Source organism: Pseudomonas sp. FP2196 (genome assembly GCF_030687715.1).
Lineage (GTDB): Bacteria > Pseudomonadota > Gammaproteobacteria > Pseudomonadales > Pseudomonadaceae > Aquipseudomonas.
On record NZ_CP117445.1, the window covers coordinates 2,379,495 to 2,405,997 of the forward strand.

Annotated in this window: 27 protein-coding genes and 2 pseudogenes; 16 read left to right on the forward strand and 13 right to left on the reverse strand. The window is 58.5% G+C overall.

Translation table 11 applies throughout. The annotated features are described in order from the left end of the window. The first annotated feature begins 17 nt into the window (after positions 1 to 17). Positions 18 to 356, forward strand: coding sequence for a hypothetical protein (locus PSH79_RS10695; protein ID WP_305442626.1), 339 nt, complete (start codon positions 18 to 20; stop codon positions 354 to 356). A gap of 48 nt (positions 357 to 404) precedes the next feature. Beyond that, a complete protein-coding gene (locus PSH79_RS10700; protein ID WP_305442628.1) occupies positions 405 to 1,616 on the forward strand; it encodes a cytochrome c biogenesis protein DipZ in 1,212 nt (403 codons plus the stop codon). Positions 1,617 to 1,634: 18 nt separating this feature from the next. Here the strand turns inward: PSH79_RS10700 and PSH79_RS10705 are convergent, their stop codons facing one another. Continuing rightward, the gene (locus PSH79_RS10705) at positions 1,635 to 2,096 is read right to left on the reverse strand and encodes a GNAT family N-acetyltransferase (RefSeq protein WP_305442630.1); all 462 of its coding nucleotides are present in this window, start codon (positions 2,094 to 2,096) and stop codon (positions 1,635 to 1,637) included. Between the two features lie 236 nt (positions 2,097 to 2,332). On the opposite strand from PSH79_RS10705, the gene PSH79_RS10710 reads away from it, so the two are divergent. Both PSH79_RS10710 and PSH79_RS10715 read left to right on the forward strand, forming a co-directional pair. Continuing rightward, positions 2,333 to 2,605, forward strand: a complete 273-nt coding sequence (locus tag PSH79_RS10710; protein ID WP_305442632.1) for a DUF4242 domain-containing protein — start codon at positions 2,333 to 2,335, stop codon at positions 2,603 to 2,605. A gap of 33 nt (positions 2,606 to 2,638) precedes the next feature. Then, positions 2,639 to 3,451, forward strand: a complete 813-nt coding sequence (locus PSH79_RS10715; protein ID WP_305442633.1) for a class I SAM-dependent methyltransferase — start codon at positions 2,639 to 2,641, stop codon at positions 3,449 to 3,451. A gap of 134 nt (positions 3,452 to 3,585) precedes the next feature. Here PSH79_RS10715 and pcsA read toward each other — a convergent pair whose 3' ends face one another. Further along, complete coding sequence (gene pcsA, locus PSH79_RS10720) at positions 3,586 to 4,308, reverse strand: phosphatidylcholine synthase (RefSeq protein WP_103306921.1); 723 nt, start codon at positions 4,306 to 4,308, stop codon at positions 3,586 to 3,588. A 257-nt stretch (positions 4,309 to 4,565) separates the two neighbouring features. On the opposite strand from pcsA, the gene PSH79_RS10725 reads away from it, so the two are divergent. From PSH79_RS10725 to ligD, 4 genes are all read left to right on the forward strand, one after another. After that, positions 4,566 to 5,321: a tellurite resistance TerB family protein gene (locus PSH79_RS10725; RefSeq protein ID WP_305442635.1), complete on the forward strand. Its 756-nt coding sequence runs from the start codon at positions 4,566 to 4,568 to the stop codon at positions 5,319 to 5,321. 163 nt (positions 5,322 to 5,484) lie between these two features. Beyond that, on the forward strand, positions 5,485 to 6,861 hold the full coding sequence (locus tag PSH79_RS10730; protein ID WP_305442637.1) for an iron-containing redox enzyme family protein: 1,377 nt from the start codon (positions 5,485 to 5,487) through the stop codon (positions 6,859 to 6,861). A gap of 11 nt (positions 6,862 to 6,872) precedes the next feature. Then, the gene (locus tag PSH79_RS10735) at positions 6,873 to 7,826 is read left to right on the forward strand and encodes a class I SAM-dependent methyltransferase (protein ID WP_305442639.1); all 954 of its coding nucleotides are present in this window, start codon (positions 6,873 to 6,875) and stop codon (positions 7,824 to 7,826) included. A 17-nt stretch (positions 7,827 to 7,843) separates the two neighbouring features. After that, the gene (gene ligD / locus PSH79_RS10740; protein ID WP_305442640.1) at positions 7,844 to 10,444 is read left to right on the forward strand and encodes a DNA ligase D; all 2,601 of its coding nucleotides are present in this window, start codon (positions 7,844 to 7,846) and stop codon (positions 10,442 to 10,444) included. Here ligD and PSH79_RS10745 read toward each other — a convergent pair whose 3' ends face one another. The 3 genes from PSH79_RS10745 to sodC all read right to left on the reverse strand — a co-directional run bounded on the left by PSH79_RS10745 (position 10,445) and on the right by sodC (position 11,902). Next, a complete protein-coding gene (locus PSH79_RS10745) occupies positions 10,445 to 10,846 on the reverse strand; it encodes a hypothetical protein (protein ID WP_305442642.1) in 402 nt (133 codons plus the stop codon). 80 nt (positions 10,847 to 10,926) lie between these two features. Then, positions 10,927 to 11,241, reverse strand: coding sequence for a DUF2388 domain-containing protein (locus PSH79_RS10750; protein WP_305442644.1), 315 nt, complete (start codon positions 11,239 to 11,241; stop codon positions 10,927 to 10,929). A gap of 139 nt (positions 11,242 to 11,380) precedes the next feature. Further along, positions 11,381 to 11,902 carry a superoxide dismutase [Cu-Zn] SodC gene (gene sodC, locus PSH79_RS10755; protein WP_305442646.1) on the reverse strand — a complete coding sequence of 174 codons (522 nt, stop codon included), beginning with the start codon at positions 11,900 to 11,902 and terminating at the stop codon, positions 11,381 to 11,383. Between the two features lie 246 nt (positions 11,903 to 12,148). Here sodC and PSH79_RS28140 point away from each other — a divergent pair. After that, positions 12,149 to 12,856: pseudogene (locus PSH79_RS28140) on the forward strand (MCP four helix bundle domain-containing protein); the annotation flags it as partial. Between the two features lie 312 nt (positions 12,857 to 13,168). Further along, a pseudogene (locus PSH79_RS28145) lies at positions 13,169 to 13,762 on the forward strand (methyl-accepting chemotaxis protein); the annotation flags it as partial. Positions 13,763 to 13,900: 138 nt separating this feature from the next. On the opposite strand, the gene PSH79_RS10765 reads toward PSH79_RS28145, so the two are convergent. After that, positions 13,901 to 14,332: a nuclear transport factor 2 family protein gene (locus PSH79_RS10765; RefSeq protein ID WP_305442651.1), complete on the reverse strand. Its 432-nt coding sequence runs from the start codon at positions 14,330 to 14,332 to the stop codon at positions 13,901 to 13,903. Positions 14,333 to 14,802: 470 nt separating this feature from the next. Between PSH79_RS10765 and mqo the strand changes: the two genes are divergently transcribed. Next, positions 14,803 to 16,449, forward strand: coding sequence for a malate dehydrogenase (quinone) (gene mqo / locus PSH79_RS10770; RefSeq protein WP_305442653.1), 1,647 nt, complete (start codon positions 14,803 to 14,805; stop codon positions 16,447 to 16,449). Positions 16,450 to 16,636: 187 nt separating this feature from the next. Here the strand turns inward: mqo and PSH79_RS10775 are convergent, their stop codons facing one another. Then, a complete protein-coding gene (locus PSH79_RS10775) occupies positions 16,637 to 17,065 on the reverse strand; it encodes a nuclear transport factor 2 family protein (RefSeq protein ID WP_305442656.1) in 429 nt (142 codons plus the stop codon). Positions 17,066 to 17,237: 172 nt separating this feature from the next. Here PSH79_RS10775 and PSH79_RS10780 point away from each other — a divergent pair, with 172 nt between their 5' ends. Beyond that, positions 17,238 to 17,405 carry a hypothetical protein gene (locus tag PSH79_RS10780; protein WP_187677100.1) on the forward strand — a complete coding sequence of 56 codons (168 nt, stop codon included), beginning with the start codon at positions 17,238 to 17,240 and terminating at the stop codon, positions 17,403 to 17,405. A 76-nt stretch (positions 17,406 to 17,481) separates the two neighbouring features. Here the strand turns inward: PSH79_RS10780 and PSH79_RS10785 are convergent, their stop codons facing one another. After that, positions 17,482 to 17,676, reverse strand: coding sequence for a hypothetical protein (locus PSH79_RS10785; protein WP_305442659.1), 195 nt, complete (start codon positions 17,674 to 17,676; stop codon positions 17,482 to 17,484). Between the two features lie 196 nt (positions 17,677 to 17,872). Here PSH79_RS10785 and PSH79_RS10790 point away from each other — a divergent pair, with 196 nt between their 5' ends. The 3 genes from PSH79_RS10790 (at position 17,873) to PSH79_RS10800 (ending at position 20,371) form a co-directional block, all read left to right on the forward strand. Continuing rightward, positions 17,873 to 19,369, forward strand: coding sequence for a helix-turn-helix transcriptional regulator (locus PSH79_RS10790; protein WP_305442662.1), 1,497 nt, complete (start codon positions 17,873 to 17,875; stop codon positions 19,367 to 19,369). A gap of 134 nt (positions 19,370 to 19,503) precedes the next feature. Next, a complete protein-coding gene (locus PSH79_RS10795) occupies positions 19,504 to 19,761 on the forward strand; it encodes a DUF1652 domain-containing protein (protein ID WP_305442665.1) in 258 nt (85 codons plus the stop codon). A gap of 388 nt (positions 19,762 to 20,149) precedes the next feature. Continuing rightward, complete coding sequence (locus PSH79_RS10800) at positions 20,150 to 20,371, forward strand: hypothetical protein (RefSeq protein ID WP_305442667.1); 222 nt, start codon at positions 20,150 to 20,152, stop codon at positions 20,369 to 20,371. Positions 20,372 to 20,524: 153 nt separating this feature from the next. Here the strand turns inward: PSH79_RS10800 and PSH79_RS10805 are convergent, their stop codons facing one another. Together PSH79_RS10805 and PSH79_RS10810 are read right to left on the reverse strand one after the other, a co-directional pair. After that, the gene (locus PSH79_RS10805) at positions 20,525 to 21,292 is read right to left on the reverse strand and encodes an SDR family oxidoreductase (RefSeq protein WP_095120260.1); all 768 of its coding nucleotides are present in this window, start codon (positions 21,290 to 21,292) and stop codon (positions 20,525 to 20,527) included. 22 nt (positions 21,293 to 21,314) lie between these two features. Continuing rightward, positions 21,315 to 22,382 carry a phosphotransferase family protein gene (locus PSH79_RS10810; RefSeq protein WP_305442668.1) on the reverse strand — a complete coding sequence of 356 codons (1,068 nt, stop codon included), beginning with the start codon at positions 22,380 to 22,382 and terminating at the stop codon, positions 21,315 to 21,317. Between the two features lie 190 nt (positions 22,383 to 22,572). Between PSH79_RS10810 and PSH79_RS10815 the strand changes: the two genes are divergently transcribed. Then, the gene (locus tag PSH79_RS10815; protein ID WP_016985257.1) at positions 22,573 to 22,968 is read left to right on the forward strand and encodes a DUF4280 domain-containing protein; all 396 of its coding nucleotides are present in this window, start codon (positions 22,573 to 22,575) and stop codon (positions 22,966 to 22,968) included. Between the two features lie 135 nt (positions 22,969 to 23,103). Here PSH79_RS10815 and PSH79_RS10820 read toward each other — a convergent pair whose 3' ends face one another. The 3 genes from PSH79_RS10820 to PSH79_RS10830 are packed head-to-tail and all read right to left on the reverse strand — an operon-like array spanning position 23,104 to position 26,411. Further along, positions 23,104 to 23,646, reverse strand: a complete 543-nt coding sequence (locus PSH79_RS10820; RefSeq protein WP_305442672.1) for a toxin-antitoxin system YwqK family antitoxin — start codon at positions 23,644 to 23,646, stop codon at positions 23,104 to 23,106. A 13-nt stretch (positions 23,647 to 23,659) separates the two neighbouring features. Then, positions 23,660 to 25,669, reverse strand: coding sequence for a type VI secretion system tip protein VgrG (tssI, locus tag PSH79_RS10825; RefSeq protein WP_305442675.1), 2,010 nt, complete (start codon positions 25,667 to 25,669; stop codon positions 23,660 to 23,662). 58 nt (positions 25,670 to 25,727) lie between these two features. Further along, the gene (locus PSH79_RS10830) at positions 25,728 to 26,411 is read right to left on the reverse strand and encodes a hypothetical protein (RefSeq protein WP_305442677.1); all 684 of its coding nucleotides are present in this window, start codon (positions 26,409 to 26,411) and stop codon (positions 25,728 to 25,730) included. Positions 26,412 to 26,503 lie beyond the last annotated feature (92 nt).

Consider the following 26,503-nt stretch of genomic DNA (forward strand, 5'->3'; position numbering starts at 1 on the left):
CTTTCAGGAGCCTCACCATGAACAACGTCTCACGCTTTCTTACTGCTGTTGCTTTCGCTTTCGCCGGTGTAGCGGCCCATGCCAATGCTGCGGTTGAACAGCATAGCTGCAACAACGGCAGCTGTTTTCAACTGACGCCGATGGCCAAAAAGGCCAGCGACGCCTTGATCGCGGCGGACGGCTCCAGCCGTACACCGCAAGGACAGATGGTTGCTGCGGACGGCTCCAGCCGTACACCGCAAGGACAGATGGTTGCTGCGGATGGCTCCAGCCGTACACCGCAAGGACAGATGGTTGCCGAAAACGGCGCCAGTCGCACTCCGCAGGGGCAGTGGCTTGAAAGCCAAAATGCCTGATGTCCTCGGCACAGGATTCAGTGTTCACATTTATCCAGGGTGACCTTTATGTACCTCATCGCATTCCTCGGCGGTCTGCTGACCGTCCTCAGCCCCTGCATCCTGCCGGTGGTGCCGTTTCTGTTTGCCGGGGCCAATCGCAGTCGTGCCTCGATCCTGCTGACCCTCGGCGGCATGGCCCTGACCTTTGCCTTGATCGCCAGCCTGGCCGTGGTCAGCAGCGAATGGGTGATTGAAGCCAGTAACAGCGGCCGCCACATCGCGCTGATCGTGATGGCGTTGTTCGCCCTGTCGCTGATTTCTGCGCGCATCGGTGACTGGTTGACGCGCCCGTTTGTCATGCTCGGCAACCGCCTCGATCCGGATGCGCGGAAGAAGGCTGGCCCGATGGGATCGATCATGCTGGGTGTTGCCACCGGTCTGTTGTGGGCGCCGTGCGCCGGGCCGATCCTTGGCGTGATCCTCACCGGTGCGATGCTGCAAGGCGCCAATGCACAGACCAGCCTGTTGCTGCTGGCCTACGGTGCGGGCAGTGCCTTGTCGCTGGGGACGCTGATTTTCGCCGGGCGTGGACTGGTCAACCGCTTGAAACCATCGATACCGTTCACGGGTTGGTTTCGTCGGGGTGCCGGTGTTGCGGTGCTCGCTGCAGCGGCGGTGATTTCTACCGGTGCCGATAAAACGCTACTGGCCGGCACCTCCTCCGAGAGCGTTGCCAGCATCGAAAAAAGCGTGTTGGAAAACGTGCCGAAAGTGGTCGACTACTTTGTCAGCAAGGTTCGTGCGGATTCGATGATGGATGAGAGCAAAGGCGCGATGCCGTCCCTGGCTGGCGCGGTGCAATGGCTGAATTCGCCGGAACTGAGCGCTGAGTCGCTGCGGGGCAAAGTAGTGCTGGTGGATTTCTGGACATATGACTGCATCAACTGTCAGCGCACCCTGCCGTACGTCAAGGCGTGGGAGCAGAAGTACGGCAAGGACGGCCTCGTCGTGATCGGCGTACACACTCCGGAATACGGCTTCGAACGGATCATCGACAACGTCAAGGATCAGGTGAAAAAGCTCGGCATCACCTACCCGGTAGCCATCGACAACAACTATGCGATCTGGCGCAGTTTCGAAAATCAATACTGGCCGGCCCATTACCTGATCGATGCCAAGGGCCAGATGCGTTACAGCCACTTCGGCGAGGGGCGCTACGAGGCGCAGGAGCAGATGATTCAGCAGCTGCTGGAAGAGGCCAAGGCGCCTGCTGCCTGATCGGCGAATCTCGATGGCTCATAGGTCACGCACCATGAGCCATTGTTCGTTGTCCCAGGCGTGGAAACGCTCCAAGACCTGCCAGCCGCGCTTGGCGTAGTAATCCTGTCTGGTTTGCGTGTGAAGATACAGCCGCGGCACGCCGCGGCTTTTCGCTTCCTGACAAATCCCTTCGACTAACTGCTCCGCCAGACCTTGCCCGCGAGCGGCGGGATCGACGAATACGCAAGCCAGCCAAGGACCCAGATCGGGGCGCTGAGCAAGATCATCGCGAGCCAGCGCAGCGCCGCCCACTAGCCGTTCACCGTCCAGAGCAACCAAACAAGACCAGTCGCCATTGCTTTGGCCCTCGGCAAATTCACGCTGCCACTCGACCAATGGTTGATGCGCGTACTCATAGTGAAATTGTTGATGGATCCACGCGGCATAGGCGTCGCTGTGCTGCAGGTGGCGGGCAAGCCAGTCGAGACGCATGGGCATGAGACGAGTCCGTTCGGAGGGCGAAAGCGCATAAGAAACCAATCGACCAGGGCTGGCAATGCCAAGGGTGTTGCACCCGCTTGACAGATTCCCCCCACTCATCGGTAAACCCCCATTTTCCGGGCTCGCCAGACGATCGGCAGGGACGCCAACCGTACTCGGCGAGATAGTGGGCGAGCAGGGCCGCTGTTGGCTCTATCACACACGTTACATAACAAGAAGCACGCGAGGTTGCCATGCCGAAATTCGTGATTGAACGCGAGATTCCGGGAGCCGGGAAGCTGTCGGAGCAAGAACTCAAAGCGGTGTCGCAAACGTCCTGCAAGGTGTTGCAGGAACTCGGGCCACAGGTGCAGTGGCTGCAGAGCTATGTGACTGGCGACAAGATTTATTGCGTGTACATCGCCCCCGATGAAGAGCAGGTGCGCGAGCACGCGCGGCTCGGTGGATTCCCGGCCAACAGTGTTTCGCGGGTAATGGCGGTCATCGACCCGACCACCGCCGAGTAACGTTCGATCCAACCTGTAGCGGAGCACCCATTCATGAGTACCCCGATTGATCTCACTGCCTTGAAGGAACGCCAGAAAGTCGCCTGGGCCAGTGGCGACTACGCCGTGATCGGCACCACGTTACAAATTGTTGGCGAAAACCTCGCCGAGGCCTGCGATCTGCGCTGCGATGAGGACGTGCTGGACGTCGCGGCCGGCAACGGTAACGCGACGCTGGCGGCGGCGCGGCGCGGTTGTCTGGTGACCTCGACTGACTATGTTGCTGCGCTGCTTGAGCGTGGCCAGGATCGCGCCCGGGCCGAGCATCTGGATGTGACCTTTCAAGTCGCCGACGCCGAAGCCTTGCCCTTTGCCGATAACAGCTTTGCCGCGGTGTTGTCGACGTTCGGGGTGATGTTCGCCCCGGATCAAGCCACCGCTGCCGCCGAATTGGGGCGGGTCTGCCGTCCCGGTGGGCGTATCGGTCTGGCCAACTGGACCCCGGAAGGCTTCGTCGGTCAGATGTTCAAAACCCTTGGCCGGCATCTGCCGCCGCCAGCCGGCGCACAACCGCCGTCAAACTGGGGTACAGAAGCGTGGCTGCATGAGCACTTCAAGGATCAGGATTTTGTCGTGCAGGCGACTCGTCGCAGCTTTAACTTTCGCTATCGCTCGGCGGCGCACTTCATCGATATCTTTCGCCATTGGTATGGGCCGGTGCACAAGGCGTTTGCGGCGCTACCGCCGGAAAGCGGCCAGGCGCTGGAAAATGATCTGGCGGATCTGCTGAATCGGTCGAATCGGGCGGGGCAGGACTCGTTAGTGGTGCCGAGTGACTATCTGGAGGTGGTGATTACCAAACGCTAGTCCAGATTCAAAGAAAATTAGCTGGAGGTGTGAGCCTGCTCGCGACTGCGGTCACTCAGTCAAAAAATCTTTGGCTGACACACCGCTATCGCGAGCAGGCTCACTCCTACAGGGGGATTTGTTGTGGCTCGTACCTACTTCAATTGTGACCGATCAAACCACTCCAGCGCCGTGCGCCAGATGCAGATCCCCAGAAAATATGCCGACATCAGCAACCATAAACCCATCACCATCGGGTTGATTACCGGGTGGTTGAGCACCAGTGAAAGGCTGCACAACAACCAGATCGCCGTCACGGCAATGTTGATCGGCATAAACCGGCGCACCCTGAACGGGTGCAGGAACTTCATCCGTGTCACCGTCAGCAACGCCAGACCAATCACCGTCAGGAAGGTAATCCACGGCCCAGGCCCAATGATGTACAGACACAACGCAACCACGTTCCACGCGGCCGGGAAACCGACAAAGTAGTTGTCCTTGCTCTTCATATTGACGTTGCAGAAGCAGAACAGCGATGACACCAGAATCAGCGACACCGTCAGCAGCAACGTGTAATCGGGCAGCGGAATATAGCGATAGATAAACAGTGCAGGAATGAATACATAAGTCAGGTAATCGATCACCAGATCGAGGATAGAGCCGTCGAAACTCGGCAGCACTGATTGCACATTGACCTTACGCGCCAGTGCGCCGTCGAGTCCGTCGACGATCAGCGCCACACCCAGCCACATCAAGCAGTGGACGGGCTGGTTTTCCAGCAGGGCGAGGGTGGCCAGAAACGCCGTAACCACGCCGGTCGCGGTAAAACCATGGGCGCCCCAGGCCTTGAGCCTGGCAATGTGGACGGTTGATATCACGGGGGCGTTCTCCAAAAAGTGAAGCAAACCGGTTATCACCCTGGGCAAAGGGCGCCGGAAAACCGGGTCGGGGTTGCAGCTATCGACCGGTTTGGCCGGGATAAGGTTCACCATCCCTGAATCTTAGCTGGCCTCGGAAAAAATACGCAGGCGAAATCGGTAGGCTTTATCGGCCTCAGCCAAACGGTGTTGGCGCAATGGCCGCAGGGGTCTATCGTTGCCAGACGCAGTCAATGCCAATGCCTGAGGATGACGTCATGAACACCAGCGATTTGCTTGAACAACTGCTGCGGGGCCAGGCCTCGGCGGGACAACAAAGTGGCGCCTCGGCGGGTGCCGGTCTGGGTGGTCTCGGTGGATTGCTGGGCGGTTTGCTCGGTGGTGCGGACTCCACCGGTACACGCGGCGGATCTGCGGCCGGCGGGCTCGGTGGCCTGGGTGGCTTGCTCGGTGGCTTGCTCGGCGGCGGTGGCGGTTTGGGCGGTGCGTTGGGTGGCGGTGCAGGCACGCAAAGCCGTTCAGGCGGGACCAATTATGCAGCGCTGGCGTCGTTGGGGATGATGGCGTTCCAGGCATATCAAGCCTGGCAGCGCAGCCAGGCCAGCAACGCACCGCAACAGACGCCACAGACGGCCAATTTGCTGGCCGGCCCGGAAATCGAAGAACACAGCCACGCCGTGTTGCGCGCATTGATCGCTGCAGCCAAGGCTGACGGGCGCATCGATGAGACGGAAAAGCACCTGATCAGCAGCGAAATCGGCAAGCACACCGAGGATCCCCAACTGCAGCAATGGCTGGATGCAGAAGTCGCCAAACCACTTGACCCCAACGAGGTCGCGCAGTCCGCAAACAACGACCCGGCGGTAGCCGCCGAAATGTACCTGGCCAGCGTGATGCTGGTGGATGACCAGCAGGACGCCGAGCGTAATTACCTGGATGAACTGGCGGCGGCGCTGCAGATAGATCCTGATTTGCAGGTGCATCTGGAGCAGCAGGCCAAGGGCACGGCATAAACCAAGACCGAAATATCGCAGCCTTCGTCAGCCACTCCAGGGGCGGAGGCTCGCCGTCCGTCCGGGCAATTTTCACGTCGATTGAATTTTTGGTACGCGCCGCCTCTCTGCTGCTGTAGAGGCGTACGAAACAGCGTCCTGCCAACCGACCGAGAACTTTGCCATGACTGTCCTGACACCCCTGCAATCTGTGCCAGCCCAAGCACAAGCGATGGATCCCGCCGGAAATATTCGTGGCATTTATGAAGTGTTGCTGCGTGAAGAAAGCCCGCAAGCCCTTGCGCGATCATTCCTGACTGAACAGTTGAAATGTGCCGCAGAGTTGCCCGAAGAGCTGCCGCAGGACACTTCTGACTGGCACGCGTGGGTCGCCGCGCACTGTGCCGATGTTGCCCGGCAGTACGCGGACTATCTGCAACAACGCAAGGCTGGCGGCCCCCGTCAATTCTTCACCAGCAAGGCCCACGCGCTGTATTTTCTGCAAGCGGTGGCGCCGACCAAGCTGGTTGACGGCGCCTGGTTATACGGCTTGTTGCAGCACTGGCGCGACCCGCGTTTCAGCGGTTTGCTCTGCACCTATCTGGAAGAGCTCGGCGAGGGCAATCCGGCGCAGAACCATGTGGTGATCTACCGCAAACTGCTCGCTGAACACGATCTCGAACACGCCAGCCCCCTCGACGATGAACGTTACCTGCAAGGCGCGCTGCAACTTGCGCTCGGCGCTTGCGGTGAAGAGTTTTTGCCGGAGGTGATCGGATACAACCTGGGTTACGAACAACTGCCGTTGCACTTGCTTATCAGCAGCTACGAACTCAGTGAACTGGGCATCGATCCGTACTATTTCACTCTGCACGTGACCATCGACAACGCCAGTACCGGCCATGCGCAAAAAGCCGTGCAAGCCGTGCTGGATCTGTTGCCGCTTGAGGCGGATCGCGCTGATTTCCTGCGTCGGGTATCACAGGGATATCGACTCAATGATCTGGGGCAGGGCAGTCGCGCGATCATTGAAGGGTTTGATCTCGAAGGTGAATTGCTCGCGATGCTCGAACGCAAGTGCCCGTTCGCCCAGCACATGCACTCGGACTATTGCCGCTTCGAGGGTAAAACCGTCAACCAATGGCTGGCTGAGCCGGAGCATCTGCCCGGTTTCCTGCAAGCACTGCAAGACAAAGGCTGGATCAAACGCCAGGAAGACCCACAGAACAGCCGCTTCTGGCAGTTGATCGATGGCGACGGCGCGGCGATGTTCGGCGTGTTCAGTGCCTACGAAAAACAATTGGTACACGACTGGATTGCCGGCGACTGGAAGTCCGCAACCAAAGCCACTGCGTTGCGTCGACACGCCCAGACCCAGTCGCCCATCGAAGTTCCCGAACAGGATCCTGATGTGCAGCAAATCACTGTGGCGCTGCAAGGGCAGGACGGCCACGCACAAATCGCGACGTTGATCCCCTGGCTCGCACCGGCCCGGCATGCGCATCCCGCCGGGCTGCTCGCCACGCGCCGGTTTATTGAACTCAAATCCAGTCTGCGTTAAGGAACTCGTCAATGCATCAGGAAGAACAACTGTCCACCAATGACCTCGTACTGTTGCAACTGGGACGGCGTTTACAGGCCGACGGCTACCGTTTCACCACGCCGACGCCGCTGACCCATCAGCGGGTCAACCAGCGCGACGAAGGCCAGTTCGCCGACACCCTGCGCGATGTGTTTGGCTGGTCGCGCCCCTTCGAACCAGGCTTGCTGTCTGCTGACGAACAACGGCAATTGCAGGATGCTCAGGTCATTGATAGCTACGAAGGCCATCTCAAAAGTCGTGTGCGCTGGTCGAGTCTGGACGACTTGCTATTCGTGCATTCGGCTTTCCCCACCGACGCGGCCGATTCGGTTTTCTTCGGTCCGGATACCTATCGTTTCGCCCAATTGATTCACGCGCACCTGCAGCAGAATTTTGCGCCAATCCATCGCGCCGTGGACATCGGATGCGGCGCCGGTGTCGGCGCGATCCTGATCGGCCGCGCCCGCCGTGAAGCGCAAGTGCTGGCGCTGGATATCAATCCCGCCGCGCTGCGCCTGACCACGATCAATGCGGCGCTGGCGGAAGTGGCCAACGTCGAAGCGTGTAACAGCGACATTCTGCAGGGTGTCGACGGCGATTTCGATTTGATCGTTGCCAACCCGCCGTACATGGCTGATCCGGCCGCACGAGCTTATCGGCATGGCGGCGGAACGCTGGGGGCCGGACTGTCACTGCGTATCGTCGAGCAGGCACTCAATCGGCTGACACCGGGCGGCTCCTTGGTGCTGTACACCGGCGTGGCGATGGTCGATGGTCGCGACCCGTTTCTCGACACCGTATTGCCGCGACTCGATGAATCACGCTTTGGCTGGACGTACCGCGAGCTCGACCCGGATGTATTCGGTGAAGAACTGATGAACCCCGGTTATCAGCGCGTCGACCGGATTGCCGTGGTCGCATTGACCGTGACTCGAATCGGCTGAAACAAGGCAGGTGCGCCATGAGCAGGAACCTCGACGACTACAACCGTATGCGCGACTTCTCGGCAACGTCGGAACCGGCTGCCGTCAAGCGCTCGGGCAAGAAGACTGCTGCGGATCACGCCTTGCAGTTCTGCATCCAGAAGCATGACGCCTCGCACCTGCATTACGACTTTCGCCTGGAACTCGATGGCGCGCTGAAGAGTTGGGCGGTGCCGAAAGGGCCGTCGCTTGATCCGAAGGTCAAGCGTCTGGCGGTGCATGTCGAGGATCATCCGCTCGATTACGCGACGTTCGAGGGCAGCATTCCCGAGGGGCATTACGGCGCCGGGGATGTGATTGTCTGGGATCGCGGTGTGTGGATTCCGCTGGAAGAACCGCAAAAGGCCTATGCCAAGGGCAAGCTCAAGTTCGAGTTGCAAGGCGAAAAACTCGCCGGAATCTGGAATCTGGTGCGCACGCACATGCCGGGCAAGAAGGAGAACTGGTTTCTGATCAAGCATCGGGACGATGCCGCCCGCCCGCAGGATGATTACGACGTCTTGGTCGCCGAGCCGGACAGTGTGCTGAGCGAGCGCACTTTGGTCGATAAACCCAAGCTTGCAGCCAAGCAGGTCAAGCCCATCGAGAAGACCGCAGCCAAACCTCGCAGAAAGGCGTCGGGGACACTGACGGGCGCGCACAAGGCAAAAATCCCCGCGCAACTGAAACCGGAACTCGCGACCTTGGTCGACAGCGCGCCGGAAGGGGATTGGAGCTACGAGATCAAGTTCGACGGCTACCGGATCATGGCGCGAATCGATCATGATCAAGTGCAGCTATTCACCCGCAATGGCCACGACTGGACGCACAAGTTGCCAAAACAGGCAGAGGCATTAGCTGCGCTTGGCGTGGAATCCGCCTGGCTCGACGGTGAAATGGTGGTTGCCAATGAGCAAGGTGTGCCGGATTTTCAGGCGCTGCAAAATGCCTTTGATTCCGGTAGCAGCGCCAACATCCTCTATTACCTGTTCGACTTGCCCTACCTCAACGGTGTCGACCTGCGCGAAGTGCCCGTCGAGGAACGCCGCGCGGCGCTGGCCACGGTGCTGGGCGCCCATGAACAACCCCTGCTGCGTTTCTCCGAAGCCTTCGATGAAACCCCGGATGCACTGCTCAACAGCGCCTGCCAGATGAAGATGGAAGGCCTGATCGGCAAGCGTATCGGCTCGCCTTATGTTTCGCGCCGCAGCAGTGACTGGATCAAGCTCAAGTGCAAACATCGCCAGGAATTCGTGATCGTCGGTTACACCGATCCGAAGGGTTCACGCAGCGCCTTCGGCGCATTGCTGCTGGGCCTGCATGATCGTGACAGTGGTGAGTTGAGATATGCCGGCAAGGTCGGCACCGGTTTCAATGAGACAACGTTGAAAAGCATTCTTGCCCAGCTCAAGCCATTGCAGGTGAAGAAGGCCGCGGTGGTCAATCCGCCAACCGGTTTCGAAGCCAAAGGCGTGCACTGGCTCAAACCAAAACTGCTGGCGGAAGTGGCGTTCGCCGAAATGACCAAGGACGGCTCGGTACGCCACGCGGTGTTTCATGGTTTGCGCGATGACAAGCCGGCCAAGGGCATCATCGAGGAGCGAGCAAAGCCCGTGAAGACACCTGAGAGCAAAACCGCCGCAAAGAAAGCGCCGAAAAAAACCTCCGCCAGCAAACCGGCAACGACCGAAACCGCACCATCGCAGCTCGGCCTGGCCAACGGCAAAGTACGCATCACTCACCCGGATCGGGTGATCGACGCTGTCAGCGGCACCACCAAAATGCAACTGGCCGAGTATTACGCCAGCGTCGCCGAATGGATCCTGCCGCAACTCAAGGATCGCCCGGTGGCGCTGGTGCGTGCGCCGGATGGCATCGCCGGAGAACTGTTCTTCCAGAAGAACGCCGAGCGCTTGGCGATCCCTGGCATCACCACGCTGGACAAGGACGTGACCGGCCAACCGGTCATGCTGATCAACAATGCCGAAGCGCTGATCGGCGCAGTGCAGATGAGCACCGTCGAACTGCATACCTGGAATGCCACCACGGTTGATCTGGAAAAGCCCGATCGCTTTGTTCTCGATCTAGACCCCGATCCGGCGCTGCCATGGAAAAGCATGGTCGAAGCCACCGCTCTGACCCTGACGGTACTCGATGAATTGGGGCTCAAGGCTTTCCTCAAGACCAGCGGTGGCAAGGGTATTCATTTGGTGGTGCCCCTGACCCGCAAGCTTGGGTGGGATGAGGTCAAGGACTTCAGTCATGCGATCGTCAGTCACATGGCCAACCTGTTGCCGGACCGGTTTTCGGCGGTGTCCGGGCCGAAAAATCGTGTCGGACGGATTTTCATCGATTACCTGCGCAATGGTTTGGGCGCCACCACCATTTGTACTTACGCCGCGCGCACGCGCGAAGGCTTGCCAGTCTCGGTGCCGCTGTTTCGCGAGGAGGTTGCCGAGCTCAAGGGGGGCAATCAGTGGCATGTGCACAACGTGCATGAGCGCTTGGCGGAGGTTGGCGACGAGCCATGGGCAGACATGAAGAAAACCCGTCAGAGCATCACCGCTGAAATGCGCAAACGGGTCGGCATGAAAAAGTAATCAGGTGTCGCGCAGCAAGTCGTGGGCGTTGAGCAGTTCGAAGGCGATCTCGGGGTTGTTGTTGAGACTACGACGAATCGCTGCCGGGATCGACTTTCGAGTCTTGCGGCAGAGCCCTGGAAGATCCTCGATTTGAATATCGATGCCCAGCATCGTGCGTACTTCATGGAAACCTGGAGAGACTTCGACGCGAACACCCAACTGCTCGAACAGGCGTTTTTGCAAATGCTGGAGGTCGGCGAGGTCTTTGAGTTTTTCCAGGCGTGCGAGGAGAATTTTTTCTTGCTCGCGGGTCAGAAGCAGGATGCGCAAATCCGCATCCGGCATTTCCAGCAACGAATCGCGCCCGCAATCGCAGGCGCCGGGCGGGCAGGGTGAGCGCATTGGCGCATGAGTCGTCATGGCCTCCATCATAGAGGCCGTGAGACCGTTTTGCCTATGCGTCGTCAGTTGCCGTCCATCGGCCGCCGCATCCTTGGTAATTACTGATTCAGGCCTTCGTAATGCACCAGAATCGCGTTGGCCAGGTCTTCATCACTGGCATCGATGCCGGGATTGTCCTGGCGAACCTGTTGCAGCACTGACTCAAGATAAACCCCACGAATGGCCCCGCCACTGGCGACAAATGCAGACAAGTCGTCACGGGCCGGAATCACCATTTTGTGATCCTTGAAGGTCGAGTACAGCGACGCGGAGACACCTGCCGAGGTGGCGACATCACCCGCATCAACACGGGCCAGCGCTGAACCTGCTGGCAGGCATAAGAGTAAAGAAGAAACGAGCACTAACTTGCGCATGACGGTATTCCTCCACAAGCGCGAAGCAAAAAGGGAAGTCCTACATAACGTCAGAGGCGCGCAGCGGGCGGGAGTTCCGTAGGGAGCTTTGAGACAGACGCGGGCAACGCCATGTGGGTTGCCCGGTCGCATGCCGGAGTCAAATCACCCCGCAGGCCATGCGGTCGCCGCCACCGCCCAAGGGCTTGGGCATGTCGGAATGGTTATCGCCGCCGGCATGAATCATCAGCGCATGCCCTTTGACTTCGGAGATTTTTTTCAGGCGTGGGGCCAGCACGGGATAGTTGGCGATACCGTCGGCGGTTACGTAAACCGCCGGCAAATCACCCAAGTGGCCGTCAGCATAAGGGCCCAGATGTTTGCCGGTTTTTTGCGGATCAAAGTGTCCGCCGGCTGCCAATGCGGCGCCTTTAACGCCATCCTTCACACCGGGCTCGCAACTGCCGTTCTCATGGACATGAAAGCCATGCACACCGGCGGGCAGGGATTTCAGGTCGGGCGTGAACAGCAGGCCATATGGCGTCTCGCTGATAGTGATAGCCCCGATTGCCTGCGGTGCGCCGTCGGTGCTGACCAGGTTGATCGCAACTTTATCGGTCGCCGCCTGTGCCGTGCCGAGGGCGAAGGTGCCGAGTAAACCTAACCAGAGTGCGCGTTTCATAAGTGTTTCCCTTTTGCTGCACGAGTGTTCAGAAGGATCGATTCAATAGCTCTTGAGAATTAACGGGCGATGAAGGCTGGATCCAACTGCCTTGCAAAGTGAGACTCGTCGCACAATCCGAAAGTTTTGTCGGGTTGGCTCCTCGCGCAGACACTCATTGACACGCTCTGCCACGGCAGACCCGCGCAAATAGGCTTAACTCAAGGTCTTACAAGGCTTTTCGAGCATGCCCGGGGGGATTTCACGATGTCGATAAAATTGCGTTTAGTGTTGCTGGTTACTACCAGCCTGCTGACGGCGTTGATCGTGAGTCTGGTCAGTTATGTCGGCAACCTGCGGATGGCCTCGGCGGTCAGCGACAATGCGGTCAGCATGAGCGCGCTGCGCAACCACCTGGAAGCCGACATGATGCACGACGCCCTGCGCGCCGATGTTTACTCGGCAATGCTGGTGGGTCTGGGCAAAAGCACCAGTACGGCGGCCGAAGTTCGCGATTCGATCAACGAGCACGCCGGGCATTTCCATGAGGTACTTGATGAAAACCTCAAGTTGCCGATCAACCCGACTTTGCGCACGGCGCTGGAGCAGATCAAGCCGAGCCTCGACACGTATATCAACGCAGCCGAGCGGATTGTCGGGCTGGCGCTGGACAACCCTGATGCGGCGCAGCAGCAACTTGGCACGTTCAACACCGCGTTCAGTCAACTCGAAGAGCAGATGGCGGCTCTAAGCGAACAGATCGAAACCAATACCCGGCAGACCAGTGAGGGTACCGAAGCGGCGATTCGCAGTGCCAATCTCGCTCTCGCGGTGGTGCTGATCGCCAGCGTGTTATTGCTGCTGGCACAGGGGCGCTGGGTGATGCTGAGCATTTTAGGACCGCTGCGGTCGGCCAGCCGCATTGCCGAGAGTATCGCCCACGGCAACCTCAGTGAACCGATAGCCGAGCCGTCCGGTAAGGACGAGGCCAGCGTATTGATCCGCACACTGGCGACCATGCAAAGGGATTTGCGCAACATGATCGACGTGGTGCGGCGCAATGCCCATGGCGTCAGCGGCATGAGCGAACAATTGAGCCACGGCTGCCATCAGGTCGCCGACAGCAGCCAGCAGCAAAGTGTCGCCGCCGGGACCATGGCCGCAGCGGCCAGCCAGATGACCGCGAGCATCGAGGAAATCACCCGCCACGCCCAGCGCGCCCTGGGCATGGCCAATCAGGCTGAATCATTGGCGAAGAATGGCGGGCAGGTTATTCATCAAGTGGTCAACGACATGGACGATATCGCCCGTTCGGCACAACAGTCAGCGCAGGTCATCCGCACGCTGGATCAGGAATCCGAAGCCATCTTCAACATCATCCAGGTGATCAAGAGCATCGCCGACCAGACCAACCTGCTGGCACTCAACGCCGCGATCGAAGCGGCGCGGGCGGGCGAGCAGGGCAGGGGGTTTGCGGTGGTGGCGGATGAAGTTCGCAGTCTGGCAGCGCGGACCAGTGCGTCCACCCAGGAAATCGCCGCGATGGTCGCGCGCATCCAGCACAGCACCCGTGAGGCAGTCAGCAGCATGGAGGCAGGTGTGGCGCAGGTTGACAAGGGCATGGCGGTGACGGCCGATGTCGAGCGGGCGATTCGCGAGATCCTCGAGGCGACGTTGAGCACTACGCAACTGGTCAACGACATTACTCGCACCATTGGCGAGCAGAGCCAGGCCAGTAACGAGATTGCGCATCAGGTGGAAATGATTGCGGGGATGTCCGAGGGCAATAGCCGGGTGATCGGCCAGACGGCGAATACGACGGATGAACTGTCGAGCCTGGCGGGGCAGTTGGCGCAGTCGGTGGATCGGTTTCGGTTGTGACAGTGGATGTAGGGGCAGATGGTGTGCACCAAGCCTGCGAACACCACAGCCTCTGTGGGAGTTGGCTTGCCAGCTCCCACAGAGGCTGTGGTGTAAACACAACTGCATTCACAACAGCAAAAAGATGAATTTACTCAATCAGAACTTGAACGCCTGCCGTCCTACCAGCAACCACTTGCCATCCTGCTTCTGCCAGATCTGGAAGTTCTCGATCTCGGTGGGCACCACCTCGGTTCCCTTCAAGGCCTGCGCGGAAAAGTGATGACGCACCAGCGCGGTGTCGCCGGACAGGGTGATGGTCTGTTTTTGCATCTCGAGAGTCTTGAACGCGCTTTTGCCGGTTTCGATGTCGGCGATGAATTCTTTCTTGTCCTGAATCTTGCCGCTGGAATGGCCGTAAGTCAGGTTGCTGGCCGTCAGCGCGTTCAACTCGGCGATGTCCTTGTGCAGCATCGCCTGGGTCAGATGATCCACTGCCTGGGCGACATCTTTTTCCGCCGGGGCAGGGGCGGCCAGGGTGTAGCCGCTGAAGGCGCAGAGAAAACCGATCAGGAGTCGGGACTTGGTCATGGGTGTTTCCTTGTTGTTATTGGGTTTGATGACTGAAGGATAAGCTCTTTGTTCGTCAGTCATCGTACAACCTAGCAGATTGTTGTTCGTTAGGTAATTGATAGACGTCATGTTCAACGGTTATTGGCCGATAACGCTCTGAGCGGAAAAAGACTCTCAAGTCGGGAACAGACGCGCGGGTTTGCCCTGACGTGATATTCTTCGCGCCAACTTGGTTTGACCTTATTCGGTTTGCTTGCCTTTTGGGCGGGCCGACGGAATCCCTGTCGCTCAAGTAGCTGAGCCAATAATGATAAGAAGTCAGTTCAGAAGGGACATTAACTGGGGTCGATGCAGCATGTCGGCCTTGTGTGCCCACCCGTCAAAATTGAAGTGTGCCGGAATCTGCGACGCCAGCCTGAGCGTCATCAAAGCGGATCGCATACAGATAACAGCGGCGGGCGGAAGGCGTTTTATCATAGGTGCAACAGATGTTTAAAAAAGTGAACACGGCCTTGCTAGGGCTGGCTTTGTCGATGGGGCTGACGTCCGTTCATGCGGCAGAGGCCAAGAAAGTCGACGTACTGCTGATCGGCGGCGGCATCATGAGCACCACCCTGGGTGTGTGGATCAATGAGCTGGAGCCAAGCTGGTCGATGGAGATGGTCGAGCGCCTTGACGGTGTCGCCCTGGAAAGCTCCAACGGCTGGAATAACGCGGGTACCGGTCACTCGGCTTTGGCTGAGCTGAACTACACCCCGGAAGACGACAAAGGCAACGTGACGATCCCGAAAGCCGTCGAGATCAACGAAGCGTTCCAGGTTTCCCGTCAATTCTGGGCCTGGCAGGTTCAGCAAGGCGTTCTGAAGAACCCTCGCTCGTTCATCAACACCACTCCGCACATGAGCTTCGTGTGGGGCGATGACAACATCAAGTTCCTGAAAAAGCGCTACGAAGCCCTGCAAGCGAGCCCGCTGTTCGCCGGCATGCAGTACTCCGAAGACCCAGCTGTGATCAAGAAGTGGGTTCCGCTGATGATGGAAGGGCGTGACCCGAACCAGAAAATCGCGGCCACCTGGAGCCCGCTGGGCACCGACATGAACTTCGGCGAAATCACCCGCCAGTTCGCCGGTTACCTGCAGACCAAGCCTAACTTTGACTTGAAACTGTCCAGCGAAGTGCAGGACATCACCAAGAACGAAGACGGCACCTGGCGCGTCAGCTACAAAAACCTGAAAGACGGCACCAAAACCGAAACCGACGCCAAGTTCGTGTTCATCGGCGCTGGCGGCGGTGCACTGCATCTGCTGCAAAAGTCGGGCATTCCTGAAGCCAAGGAATACGCTGGCTTCCCGGTAGGCGGCTCGTTCCTGGTGACCGATAACCCGACCATCGCCGAACAGCACCTGGCCAAGGCCTACGGCAAGGCTTCGGTTGGCGCTCCTCCGATGTCCGTTCCGCACTTGGATACCCGTGTTCTGGACGGCAAGCGCGTCATCCTGTTTGGCCCATTCGCGACCTTCAGCACCAAGTTCCTGAAAGAAGGCTCGTACCTGGACCTGCTGACCAGCACCACCACCCACAACATCTGGCCTATGACCAAGGTCGGCATCAAGGAATACCCGCTGGTAGAGTACCTTGCCGGTCAACTGATGCTGTCGGATGAAGACCGTCTGAACGCGCTGAAGGAATACTTCCCGAACGCCAAAGCCGAAGACTGGCGCCTGTGGCAAGCCGGCCAACGCGTGCAAATCATCAAGCGTGATGAAGCCGCTGGCGGCGTGCTGAAACTGGGCACCGAAATCGTTGCTTCGCAAGACGGCTCCATCGCCGGCCTGCTGGGCGCATCGCCAGGCGCGTCGACCGCTGCACCGATCATGCTGAGCGTGCTGCAGAAAGTCTTCAAAGACAAAGTCGCCACGCCAGAATGGCAATCCAAGCTGCACCAGATCGTTCCAAGCTACGGCACTCAACTGAACAGCGATCCAGCCAAAGTGGCTGCAGAGTGGGCTTACACCGCCAAAATCCTCGAACTGCCGACGCCTCCAGTGATCGGTCAGGCTGCTGCTCCGGCTGCACCTGCAGCTGAAAAAGCTGAAGCTCCGAAGGAAAACGCTGCACGTGACATGGCTCTGTAATTAGACGCCTGACACACAAAGCCCACTGAACCGGCGACGGTCAGTGGGCTTTTTTTTGGCGCAGATTCTGAATCCTCGACCCTGTAGGAGCTGCCGCAGGCTGCGAACTTTTGATCTTGATCCTTTAAAAAACAAGAGATCAAAAGATCCCAGCCTGCGGCAGCTCCTACATGAGTTTGGGGCAGGGTCAGGATTTTGCTTTTGCCAGATAGGCCCCAAGCCGTCGCCCCATCTCTTCACCCAGTGCCTGTAATCCGCTTAACGGCCGCACCATCACTTCAAACTCGACAATTTTTCCGTGCTCATCGAAGCGAATCATGTCGATGCCCTTGAGCTCCTTCGAGCCGACCTTGGCGCTGAACTCCAGAACCACATTCAGCCCATCGGCCGTCGACAGTTCCCGGTGATATTCAAAATCCTCAAACACCTTGAACACCGTGTTGAGGATCATCGCCACGACCTGCGCGCCAGGGTAAGGCGTGTGCGCCATCGGCGAGCGGAATACGGCGTTGGCATCGAGCAGCGTGGGCAGGGCGCTCAAGTCGCCGGTACGGATCATCTCGTGCCAGCGATTCAGGGATTCGGCAGCACTGGGTTGCAGGTTCAGATCAGTCATTTGCACCTCGGGATTTTTATTGTTCTTCGACTTTAGATCAAAGCGCTGGCAGGACAACCTTGTTGTCGCTGCCTGAATACCAACCAATGACAGCTCCTACAGATCAGATCCCGTCTGATACGCTTTTTTCGTTTCAATCTGCCCCTGTATTCGGTTCAGATGCAGGATCAAAATGCCCCGGCAGTTCGGTCACTCGCGACAGTCCTTCATCCCGAAGCGTCCAGTGCACCGCAAGCTCAGCATTGAGGAGAGCAACATGAACAAGATGGCGTTTTTTCTGGGTGGCTTTTTGGTACTGACCATCATGATTGGCCTGCTCGCGACGATTTCTCCGGTCTGAGCTATGCGCTTCAAAAGACGGCCACAGGTGTGCCGCGCGAATCGGGTTTGAATGCCGCGCCCCACGCCTGACAGATTCACGATCCTGGCTTGCCCTGACGGCGCTCAGCTCCATCCGGGTTGCCAATGTCCAGCAACCTTCTTTCCACCAATATATTCTCAAGCGCCTGGCGCTCGACGGGCTTCATTTGGTGCTCGCGTTTTTTCAGCTCCAGCAGGATGGGGCTGGACCAGGTGCGATAGGTCTGTTCGATGTTGCGGCGGGATGTCATCAGTCTCTCCTTGATCATGAGCCCGATTTGGCAGGCAGGGGCTCAATCCGATGAGGTATTAACCTTAGTCGACAAACTCCAGCGGAGCGAGTGGGGCCGATAAGGGAATTATGATGCTGCTGGAATTTCTGACCGGCACGATCACTGACGGCTGCGGTCGTACTCTTCACATGGCCGTATCACTTGTGGAGATCCAATGAGCCAGGAAGTCCTGACCCGCGAAACCAATCGTCGCCAGTTGCAGCAGATCATCGCCGGGCTATCGGATGGTGTGATTCTGCTTGAGCTGGATCAGAGCATTCTCTGGGCCAACGAAGCGGCGCTGGCCATGCACGGCGTTAGCCGTATCGGTGAGCTGGGTGCTGACGCCGACGAATACGCCAAGCGTTTCAGCCTGCGGTATCGCAATAATCACGTGGTGCCACCGGAGAACTATCCGATCAGCCGTGTGGCGCGCTGCGAAGCCTTCAGCGACGTGCTGATCGAGGTGTTCGCCGTGGATGACCCGGAGCGTGTATGGGTTCACAGCGTGCGCAGCATGGTGCTGACCGATCGCGAGGGTCAGCCCGAGTCGCTGGTGCTGATCATGAGCGACGTCACCGATTGGGCCAACGCCGAACACCGCTTTGAAAAGACTTTCAATGCCAACCCCGCACCGGCGGTGATCTGCCGCCTCAGCGATTTGCGTTACATCAAGGTCAATCCGGGGTTTCTGGAAATGACCGGTTATACCCGCGATCAGGTGATCGGCACGTCGGCCTATGAAATCGACATTCTTGAACAGGCCGAGCATAAGGACCTGGCCATTCAACGCCTGAAAGATGTGGCAACTATTCCGCAGATGCAGGCGGAACTGCGCTTGCCCGATGGTGGCAGTAAACAAGTAATCGTCGCGGGCCAACCGCTGTTGCTCAACGATGAACAGTGCATGCTGTTTTCCTTCGTCGACATGGAGTTGCGGCACAAGGCGGAAGTGGCGCTGCGCCAGAGCGAAGAACGCTTCGCCAAGGCGTTCCGCCTGACCCCGGTGCCGATCCTGGTCTGTAGTGCGGACGAGCAGCGGGTACTCGATGTCAATCAGGCGTTCCTCGATACCCTGACCTATGCCAGCGATGACGTGCTGGGAAAGACTGTGGCGCAACTGGATTTCATCGACGACAGCGGGGCGCGTGCACGGTTGCTGACGGCGCTGGAAAAAAACGGTCGGATTGATCGGGTTGACGTGCGAGTGCGCAAGAAGGATGCGGATTTTTTGGAGTGCGCGGTGTCCGCCGACACGGTCAATATTCAGGACACGCCATGCTACCTGCTGGTCTTGATGGACATCACCGAGCGCAAGCGTACCGAGCTTGAGTTGGTCGCGGCGATTGAAGAGGTGATGAAGGACGCTTCGTGGTTCAGTCGCACGTTGATCGAAAAGCTGGCCAATGTGAAGAGGGTCAATTCGCCGCAACTGCCGAGTGTTTCGTTCACCGATCTGACGGCGCGTGAGCGGGACGTGCTGGGCCTGATCTGCGAAGGCTTGGCGGACAAGGAGATAGCAGCGCGGTTGAAACTGGCGCCCAACACTGTGCGCAATCATGTGGCGACGGTGTATTCCAAGCTGGATGTTCACAGCCGCAGCGAGGCGATTGTCTGGGCGCGGGAGCGGGGTTTGTTTTCGGGGGCGTGGGGTGCCAAGGGGCAGCGCTAGGGTACAAATGCACTAGTTCAATCGGTGCAAATTCATGTGTTGGTGTGAGCGGGCTGTTCTTAGTCTGTTGGGGTGCGATACGAGTCTTTTCGGGCTTGGGATCGCGTCCCTTCGAAGCAGTTTAAGGAACAGCAATGATGAATCTCGCGCAGTTGCGCGCTCAGCTTGAGCAGAGTTTTTCGCCGCTTGCCTGTGATTGTTCGGTAGATGGAGATCATTCGCTGACGGTGAAGCTCTATCATCCGGTGTCAGGGCAGGTGGATCTGGTGATCAGTGGGTTGAAGCTCAATGCGCTGCGTACGCCGGAGTCGGTGGATGCGTTGATTGAGGAGTTGCGGTATGAGTTGGAGAGCAATTCTTTGCGCTCATCTCGCGATCCTGATTTGGCGTAGGTTTTTGTGGGATATCCGTTTTTTGGGTGATGGCTGATCAGGGTACCGCCCTTACGACGGGTCACCTTTTCCAGACGCCGGAATGCCGGCCCAGCGAAAAGGTGACCCAAAAGGCTTTACGGGATTGATCCGGGGCCAGTCGCCTGCGGTTTGCTTCGCTGCACCTCTTCTCGATGTGTTCGACTTCGCCAAACGGCGGCCTGACAGGCGACGCAGTCTCGAAACCCGCAAGCGATGCAAATCCCAACGCAAAATCGACAGCCGTCATTCTCTGATACGTCGGTTTTACTGGCGCTAGCGAGGCTGTCGTCTATAAAGAATGAGTGGTCAGGTCTTCCGTGGTCGGTTCGGTCGCGGGAGTTTGTCTCCCATTTTCGCGGGTCGTCCTATGAACAGTCTTGGGAAACGCGTGTGTTCGCCGTTGTCGTTGGCTTTTTCTGTGGTGCTGTTGGCCGGTTGTGCCAGTCCGCCGCCGCCTCCACCTGTAACGCCACCTCCGCCGCCGGAGCGTACCTGCCAGGTCCTCGAGAACACTGAGGTGTCGGGCGACATGTACGTCGACGAGCAAGTCACTCGACACATCACCACCACCCGTTGCGTCACGCAGTAGCTGCGAACAGGAGCTGGGCGGGCCGTTTTCGACGCTGATTGTGCTGAGTGAGACCGGGTCACCGTTTGCTGTTGCGATGTCTGAGTCGCCTCGGGAAAAACTGTGGGAGTGAGCCAGCTCGCTCCCACAGGATTGTTGGCAGGCCGAAGGGGGTCAGGACAGGAACCCACCGTCCACATTCAGCGCAACACCGGTGGTGTAGCTCGACGCATCACTGGCCAGGTACAGCACCGCACCGGCCATTTCACTCGGATCGGCCACACGCTTGAGCGGAATCTGTGTCAGCGCCTGCTTGAGAATCGCGTCGTTCTTCACCAGTGCCGAGGCAAACTTGGTGTCGGTCAAGCCCGGCAGCAGGGCGTTGCAGCGAATGCCGAATTGCGCGCACTCCTTGGCGAAGACTTTGGTCATGTTGATCACCGCCGCCTTGGTCACCGAATAGATGCCTTGGAAGATGCCCGGCGAAATACCGTTGATCGACGCAACGTTGATGATGCTGCCGCCACCGTTTTCACGCATCAGCTTGCCGGCTTCCACCGACATGAAGAAGTAGCCGCGAATGTTCACGTCGACGGTCTTCTGGAAGGCGCCGAGGTCGGTGTCGAGTACGTTGCAGAACTGTGGATTGGTCGCGGCGTTGTTGACCAGGATGTCGAGACGGCCGAACTGTTCCTTAATGCCGGCGAATACCTGGCTGATCTGCTCCATCTCACCGATGTGACAGGCAACTGCAGTGGCCTTGCCGCCAGCCGCGATGATCGCGTCGGCGACGTGCTGGCAGCCGTCGAGCTTGCGGCTCGAGACGATCACGTGTGCGCCTTGCTGGGCCAGCAGTTTGGCGATGGCTTCACCGATGCCACGGCTGGCGCCGGAGACGAAAGCGATTTTGCCGTCGAGGTCGAACAACTGAGTCTTGGACATAAGGGTTCCTTGGTGTGGGCCGTCAGAGGCTCGATTTCGCAATGACCTGCAAGCTCATCTGCTCCAGCAGTTTGTTCATGTGAATGAACTGCGCGAAGCGTTTGTCCTGGGTCTGGCCATGGTAGAAGCGGTAGTAGATCTGCTGCACGATCCCGGCCAGGCGGAACAGGCCGTATGTGTAGTAGAAGTCGTAATTGTCGATCTGGATGCCCGCACGTTCGGCGTAGTAGTCGACGAACTCGCGGCGGGTCAACATGCCTGGGGCGTGGCTCGGCTGGCGGCGCATCAGTTGCACCGGCGCCGGGTCATCGGCCTCGATCCAGTAGGCGAGGGTGTTGCCCAGGTCCATCAGCGGGTCGCCGAGTGTGGTCAGCTCCCAGTCGAGCACGCCGATGATCTGCATCGGGTTGTTCGGGTCGAGGATGACGTTGTCGAAGCGGTAGTCGTTGTGGACGATGCTCGAGGTCGGATGATCGGCCGGCATCTTGTCGTTGAGCCAGGCTTTGACTGCTTCCCAGTGCGGCGCATCCGGGGTCAGGGCTTTTTCGTAGCGTTCGCTCCAGCCTTTGATCTGGCGGGCGACGTAGCCTTCGGGCTTGCCCAGGTCACCGAGGCCACAAGCCTTGTAATCGACACGGTGCAGTTCGACGAAGCGGTCGATGAAGCTTTTGCACAGCGCTTCGGTTTTTGCCGAATCCAGCCCCAGTTCCGGTGGCAGTTCCGAGCGCAGGATGATCCCGTTGACCCGTTGCATGACGTAGAACTCGGCGCCGATCACCGATTCATCGGTGCAGTGCACGTAGGCTTTCGGGCAGTACGGGAAACCGTCGCGCAATTGATTGAGGATGCGAAATTCACGGCCCATGTCGTGGGCGGATTTGGCCTTGTGGCCGAACGGCGGCCGGCGCAGAACGAATTCTTGCTCAGGGTATTCGAGAAGGTAAGTCAGGTTCGACGCACCGCCGGGAAACTGGCTGATCGCAGGCAAGCCGGTCAGGCCTGGTATGTGTGCCTTGAGGTACGGATCGATCAGGCTGGCATCGAGTTCTTCGCCAGCGCGGATACGGGTGGACTGGTCAGTAAGCGCCATGCTTATCCCTTCTGCTTATTTTGGAGGCCAGACATCATTGGCTAATCTAATGGTGCGCTGAGGTGCTCACAAGCGCGGGTCGGTCTTATAGGTTAGCGTGTTGCCGGATAATCACCTCTGGGAATGTGCAGGGCGGGCCACGGCAGACTAAGGTTTAGCGGGTAGGCCGTGTCCAACAAGGAGTCGGGAAATGGGCTGTCCGCAAGTCTGTGCCACTGCCACTTTGCAATGCAGCTTCGGCGCCGCTCCGTCGATGCTCAATGTGTTGCCGGTCAATCGCACGCTGACCGGTGGGATGCCTGCAGCGAACATCATGGATCACATCCCGTTGGTCAATATCCTGCCGTTCGGCGTGTGCATGAGCCTGGCCAATCCGATGGTGGCCGCCGCGACGGCGGCTGCGCTGGGAGTGTTGACGCCGATGCCGTGCATTCCGGCGACGGCCACGCCGTGGATTCCCGGCGGTGCACCGACATTGTTGCTTGGCGGGATGCCGGCGATCGATGCCAACAGTACGTTGATGTGCAACTGGGCGGGGGTGATCAAGATTGTCGTGCCGGGGCAGATGCAGATGCTGATTCCCTGACCCTTGTGTTGAATGTGCGGGCCTCATCGCGAGCAGGCTCACTCCCACATTCGACCGCATTCCATCTGGAGAAACACCCTCAACTGTGGGAGCGAGCCTGCTCGCGAAGAGGCCGGTGCTGCCAATAGAGAACCATCAGGTCTGCTGCGGATCAACCCACCGCTGATACCACCACCGCACCCGCGAAATCGGCTTGCCGTCGTCTCCCAATGGCCGGCCATCCTCGGCAAACCCTTGTTCCGGCTCCAACAACTGCCCATTCATATACCGCGCTTGCATCGCTGTTTTCCCGTTCGGATGAAAGCGCTGATAGCGTCCCTCACGCACGCCATCGCGATAACACTCGGCCTCCGCCACTTGCCCATCCGGAAAATAATTGAACGCCTCGCCATGCAACAACCCGCGCCGATAAGTCGCCTTGCGCTGTAAAAAGCCCTCGGGCGCATAAAAACTCGCCACGCCTTGCAACTTGTCACGTACAAACGGCATCTGCGCCGAAACCTTGCCATTGGGGTGATAGAGCAGCGACGTACCCTGCAACTCGCCTTGGCTGTACTGCAAATCCGCTTGTTTGCGCCCGTCATCCTTGATGTTTAGCGGGCCGTCGAGCTGGCCGTCCTGCAAGCGCCCCTTGAGCTGCTTGTCATCCTGCTGCAAATCCAGCGGTGTGATCGCCATGCCGTCTCCTTGGTCAGTTGACCTGCACCAGACCGCCCTTGATGGTCAGCATGCCGCCGCCATCGACGGTCTGCGAAGCCGCGCCCTTGTTGGTCAGGCTGATGCCAGCGTCGTTGGTCAGCGTGGTGCCGGCCTTGTTGTCCAGCGAAGTACCGGCCTGATTGGTCATGGCGGTGCCGGCCTTTTGGGTGATCGAGGTGCTGGCCGAGGTCGCCAGGTCGGCGCCGCTCTTGATCGTGAAGCTGCCACCGCTTTGCAGGGTCAGGGTGCCGCTGACCTTGATCGTCAGGTTGCCGTCCACGGTCAGGTTGTAATCGCCAGTGACTTTGTCAGTGTAGTTGCCGCCAGTGCTGTGATTCTGATCGGCACCGACCGTCACCGTGCGGCTGTCCTTCACATCGAGGCTGTCGCTGCCGGTCTGAATCGTCACGCTGCGTTTGCCCTTCTCCAGAGTGACGGTCTCATCGCCGTCCTTGACCGTGCGGGTGCGGGCATTCTGCACCGTGAGGGTTTCGTCATGGCCGACGGTGGCAGTGGTGTCGTTGAGCACGTTGATATTCAGATCCTTCTGCGCCTGCAAAAATACCTCTTCGGCGTCTTTCTTATCCTCGAAGCGCAACTCGTTGAAGCCGCCGCCCCCCTTGGAAGACTGAGTCTTGATCCCGGACTGGGTCTGATTGGCCGGCAGGGCATAGGGCAGGGCGTTATCGCCGTTGTAGACGCAACCGGTCACCAGCGGCCGATCCGGGTCGCCATCGATAAACGTAACGATGACTTCCTGGCCGATGCGCGGGATAAACTGCATGCCGAAGCCCTTGCCACTCCACGGCAACACCACGCGTACCCAGCAAGAGCTGGTTTCATCGTTCTTGCCATCGCGATCCCACGGGAACTGCAACTTGATCCGGCCGTACTCGTCGGTCCAGATTTCTTCGCCGGACTTACCGACCACAATCGCGGTCTGCGTGTGCATGCGCGGTTTTGGCGTCAGCCGTTGCGGGCGAAACGGTGTGGACTTGGGGATTGCCTCGAAACGGTTGCGATACTGCTCATGGCTGACGCCATGGGTGACACGTGTCACCACCCAATCGATGTTCAGACTGGCATCGTCATGCCCGTCGAGCGTGAACCAGTGCCCAGGCACCAGCCAGCGACAGTCGCTCTCGCCGACAAAGCGTTTTTCCTCACTGCGCAAGCCGTCGACCCGCTGCTTGGTCAGCGTATCGCCGCGCGCCTTGGCGTTGTAACCGCCCGGATGTTCGTACATGGAAAGTGGCCCGGCCACCGCTTCAGCCTGGTCGTACAGTGAGGTGGTCGGCGTGGTGAATTCATAATCCGTCGCTCGGTATACGCCGGCCACCGCTTGCAAACAGACCTGACCGGAACGGATACCGTGCAACTCCCGTTCGCCCAATCCTTGTCCCAGATAACTGACGGTCGGCCCATTGGGAATCTGCACGAAGGCATCGTTGCTGTCGCCCAAAACCAGCGTGTGCTTGCCATCGTCATGGGTGAAAAACCAGAAAATGCCTTCTTCCTCCAACAACCGCGAGACGAAGGCGAAATCAGTTTCGCCGTACTGAACGCAGTATTCGCGTGGCGTGTAACTGCCGGTCAGTGAGAGCTTGAAATCGTTAAAGCCATGCGCCTTGAAGATTGTGGTGACGATGTCCGAGGTGGCGAGGTTCTGGAATACGCGGTTGTTGCTCGCGAGCGTCAGCCACCACAGCCATGGCCGGAGCAGGAGTTGATAGCGCTCCGCAGTGGCATCGGCGGGCAGTTGGCGGATCTCGGCGACGAGGGCGTCGAACGGGCGCAGTTGGGCGTCGTTGTGAAAAGTCGTGGTGACGTGAGTAGCGACGGCGGAGGTCAGGGTGAGGGGCGTGCCGTCGTTGAGGCCGTTGAGCACTTGTGCGCCCAGCATGTTTAACGCTTCATCACCCGAGAGCGACTCAGGGTAAAGCGCCGACAGCGAGGCTGCGGTCAGGGACAGGCTGGTGTTGCTGTCGGTAGCGCGCGGCATTGAAAGACCTCAAGTAGACCAGTTAACGCGTGAAACAAACGTAGCCTGTTATTAAGGACTATCCGATGTCCATCATGTCGAGAGACCATTCAATGTCCATTGCATCACCGTCATCAACATCTATATCCATTTCTCCATACGCGAAGGTTACCTGCTGGTTGTTATTGTCATCCCAGTAATAAGTGACTTTTGCAAATGATTGTTGATGGATGTGGTTGCCCATTGGTTGACGAGTTGTTTTTCGGCCTTGGCTGGCGCCGGCAACTCTAATCACCGCATTGTTCATCGTTCTGCCATGCAGGGTGGTATAGACGCCATACGTGTTGCCAAGGAGTTTGTGCAGCTTTCCAACAAAGCTGTCATAAGAAGATTGGTAGTTGGTGACAGTGGTAGATTGATGGGCTCCTAGTCCGAGCTTGCACGCAGTCACCGAAACGACATCGGGCAAGTTGGCGCTGAGCCCACACTGACTTAAATAGTGGGCAATCTGATCTACAGTAAAGGGGCCCAGCAATTGCTTTGAATGACTGCCATGTCCGCGCAGGTAGAGACGCCACGGAGCCATTGTCGCTGAAATGGTTTGCGCAATTGTTTGAGGTGACGTTGTGTTGGCAATGAACGCATGTGAGGGAAGTCCAGAAGATGTCCCTTTGGATATGATGGAGTTGGTTCCTCCGATTATGGTTGTGTCTCCTTTGCCGGAAAGGAACGATATGATGACCTGTGATGCATATTTGGACATGTTTATCTGCCTTGAAATAATTGATGGTTCCGGAGAAAGGTGTGTTTATTTGGGAATGAACACCTCTCATTGGTTAAAGCTAAGGCGCTGAC

Excerpts from the sequence above, each read along its gene's own strand:
- PSH79_RS10695 (WP_305442626.1), top strand. The coding sequence starts at position 18 with ATGAACAACGTCTCACGCTTTCTTACTGCTGTTGCTTTCGCTTTCGCC.
- PSH79_RS10700 (WP_305442628.1), top strand. The coding sequence starts at position 405 with ATGTACCTCATCGCATTCCTCGGCGGTCTGCTGACCGTCCTCAGCCCC.
- PSH79_RS10705 (WP_305442630.1), bottom strand. The coding sequence starts at position 2,096 with ATGCCCATGCGTCTCGACTGGCTTGCCCGCCACCTGCAGCACAGCGAC.
- PSH79_RS10710 (WP_305442632.1), top strand. The coding sequence starts at position 2,333 with ATGCCGAAATTCGTGATTGAACGCGAGATTCCGGGAGCCGGGAAGCTG.
- PSH79_RS10715 (WP_305442633.1), top strand. The coding sequence starts at position 2,639 with ATGAGTACCCCGATTGATCTCACTGCCTTGAAGGAACGCCAGAAAGTC.
- PSH79_RS10725 (WP_305442635.1), top strand. The coding sequence starts at position 4,566 with ATGAACACCAGCGATTTGCTTGAACAACTGCTGCGGGGCCAGGCCTCG.
- PSH79_RS10730 (WP_305442637.1), top strand. The coding sequence starts at position 5,485 with ATGACTGTCCTGACACCCCTGCAATCTGTGCCAGCCCAAGCACAAGCG.
- PSH79_RS10735 (WP_305442639.1), top strand. The coding sequence starts at position 6,873 with ATGCATCAGGAAGAACAACTGTCCACCAATGACCTCGTACTGTTGCAA.
- ligD (WP_305442640.1), top strand. The coding sequence starts at position 7,844 with ATGAGCAGGAACCTCGACGACTACAACCGTATGCGCGACTTCTCGGCA.
- PSH79_RS10745 (WP_305442642.1), bottom strand. The coding sequence starts at position 10,846 with ATGACGACTCATGCGCCAATGCGCTCACCCTGCCCGCCCGGCGCCTGC.
- PSH79_RS10750 (WP_305442644.1), bottom strand. The coding sequence starts at position 11,241 with ATGCGCAAGTTAGTGCTCGTTTCTTCTTTACTCTTATGCCTGCCAGCA.
- sodC (WP_305442646.1), bottom strand. The coding sequence starts at position 11,902 with ATGAAACGCGCACTCTGGTTAGGTTTACTCGGCACCTTCGCCCTCGGC.
- PSH79_RS10765 (WP_305442651.1), bottom strand. The coding sequence starts at position 14,332 with ATGACCAAGTCCCGACTCCTGATCGGTTTTCTCTGCGCCTTCAGCGGC.
- mqo (WP_305442653.1), top strand. The coding sequence starts at position 14,803 with ATGTTTAAAAAAGTGAACACGGCCTTGCTAGGGCTGGCTTTGTCGATG.
- PSH79_RS10775 (WP_305442656.1), bottom strand. The coding sequence starts at position 17,065 with ATGACTGATCTGAACCTGCAACCCAGTGCTGCCGAATCCCTGAATCGC.
- PSH79_RS10780 (WP_187677100.1), top strand. The coding sequence starts at position 17,238 with ATGCCCCGGCAGTTCGGTCACTCGCGACAGTCCTTCATCCCGAAGCGT.
- PSH79_RS10785 (WP_305442659.1), bottom strand. The coding sequence starts at position 17,676 with ATGACATCCCGCCGCAACATCGAACAGACCTATCGCACCTGGTCCAGC.
- PSH79_RS10790 (WP_305442662.1), top strand. The coding sequence starts at position 17,873 with ATGAGCCAGGAAGTCCTGACCCGCGAAACCAATCGTCGCCAGTTGCAG.
- PSH79_RS10795 (WP_305442665.1), top strand. The coding sequence starts at position 19,504 with ATGATGAATCTCGCGCAGTTGCGCGCTCAGCTTGAGCAGAGTTTTTCG.
- PSH79_RS10800 (WP_305442667.1), top strand. The coding sequence starts at position 20,150 with ATGAACAGTCTTGGGAAACGCGTGTGTTCGCCGTTGTCGTTGGCTTTT.
- PSH79_RS10805 (WP_095120260.1), bottom strand. The coding sequence starts at position 21,292 with ATGTCCAAGACTCAGTTGTTCGACCTCGACGGCAAAATCGCTTTCGTC.
- PSH79_RS10810 (WP_305442668.1), bottom strand. The coding sequence starts at position 22,382 with ATGGCGCTTACTGACCAGTCCACCCGTATCCGCGCTGGCGAAGAACTC.
- PSH79_RS10815 (WP_016985257.1), top strand. The coding sequence starts at position 22,573 with ATGGGCTGTCCGCAAGTCTGTGCCACTGCCACTTTGCAATGCAGCTTC.
- PSH79_RS10820 (WP_305442672.1), bottom strand. The coding sequence starts at position 23,646 with ATGGCGATCACACCGCTGGATTTGCAGCAGGATGACAAGCAGCTCAAG.
- tssI (WP_305442675.1), bottom strand. The coding sequence starts at position 25,669 with ATGCCGCGCGCTACCGACAGCAACACCAGCCTGTCCCTGACCGCAGCC.
- PSH79_RS10830 (WP_305442677.1), bottom strand. The coding sequence starts at position 26,411 with ATGTCCAAATATGCATCACAGGTCATCATATCGTTCCTTTCCGGCAAA.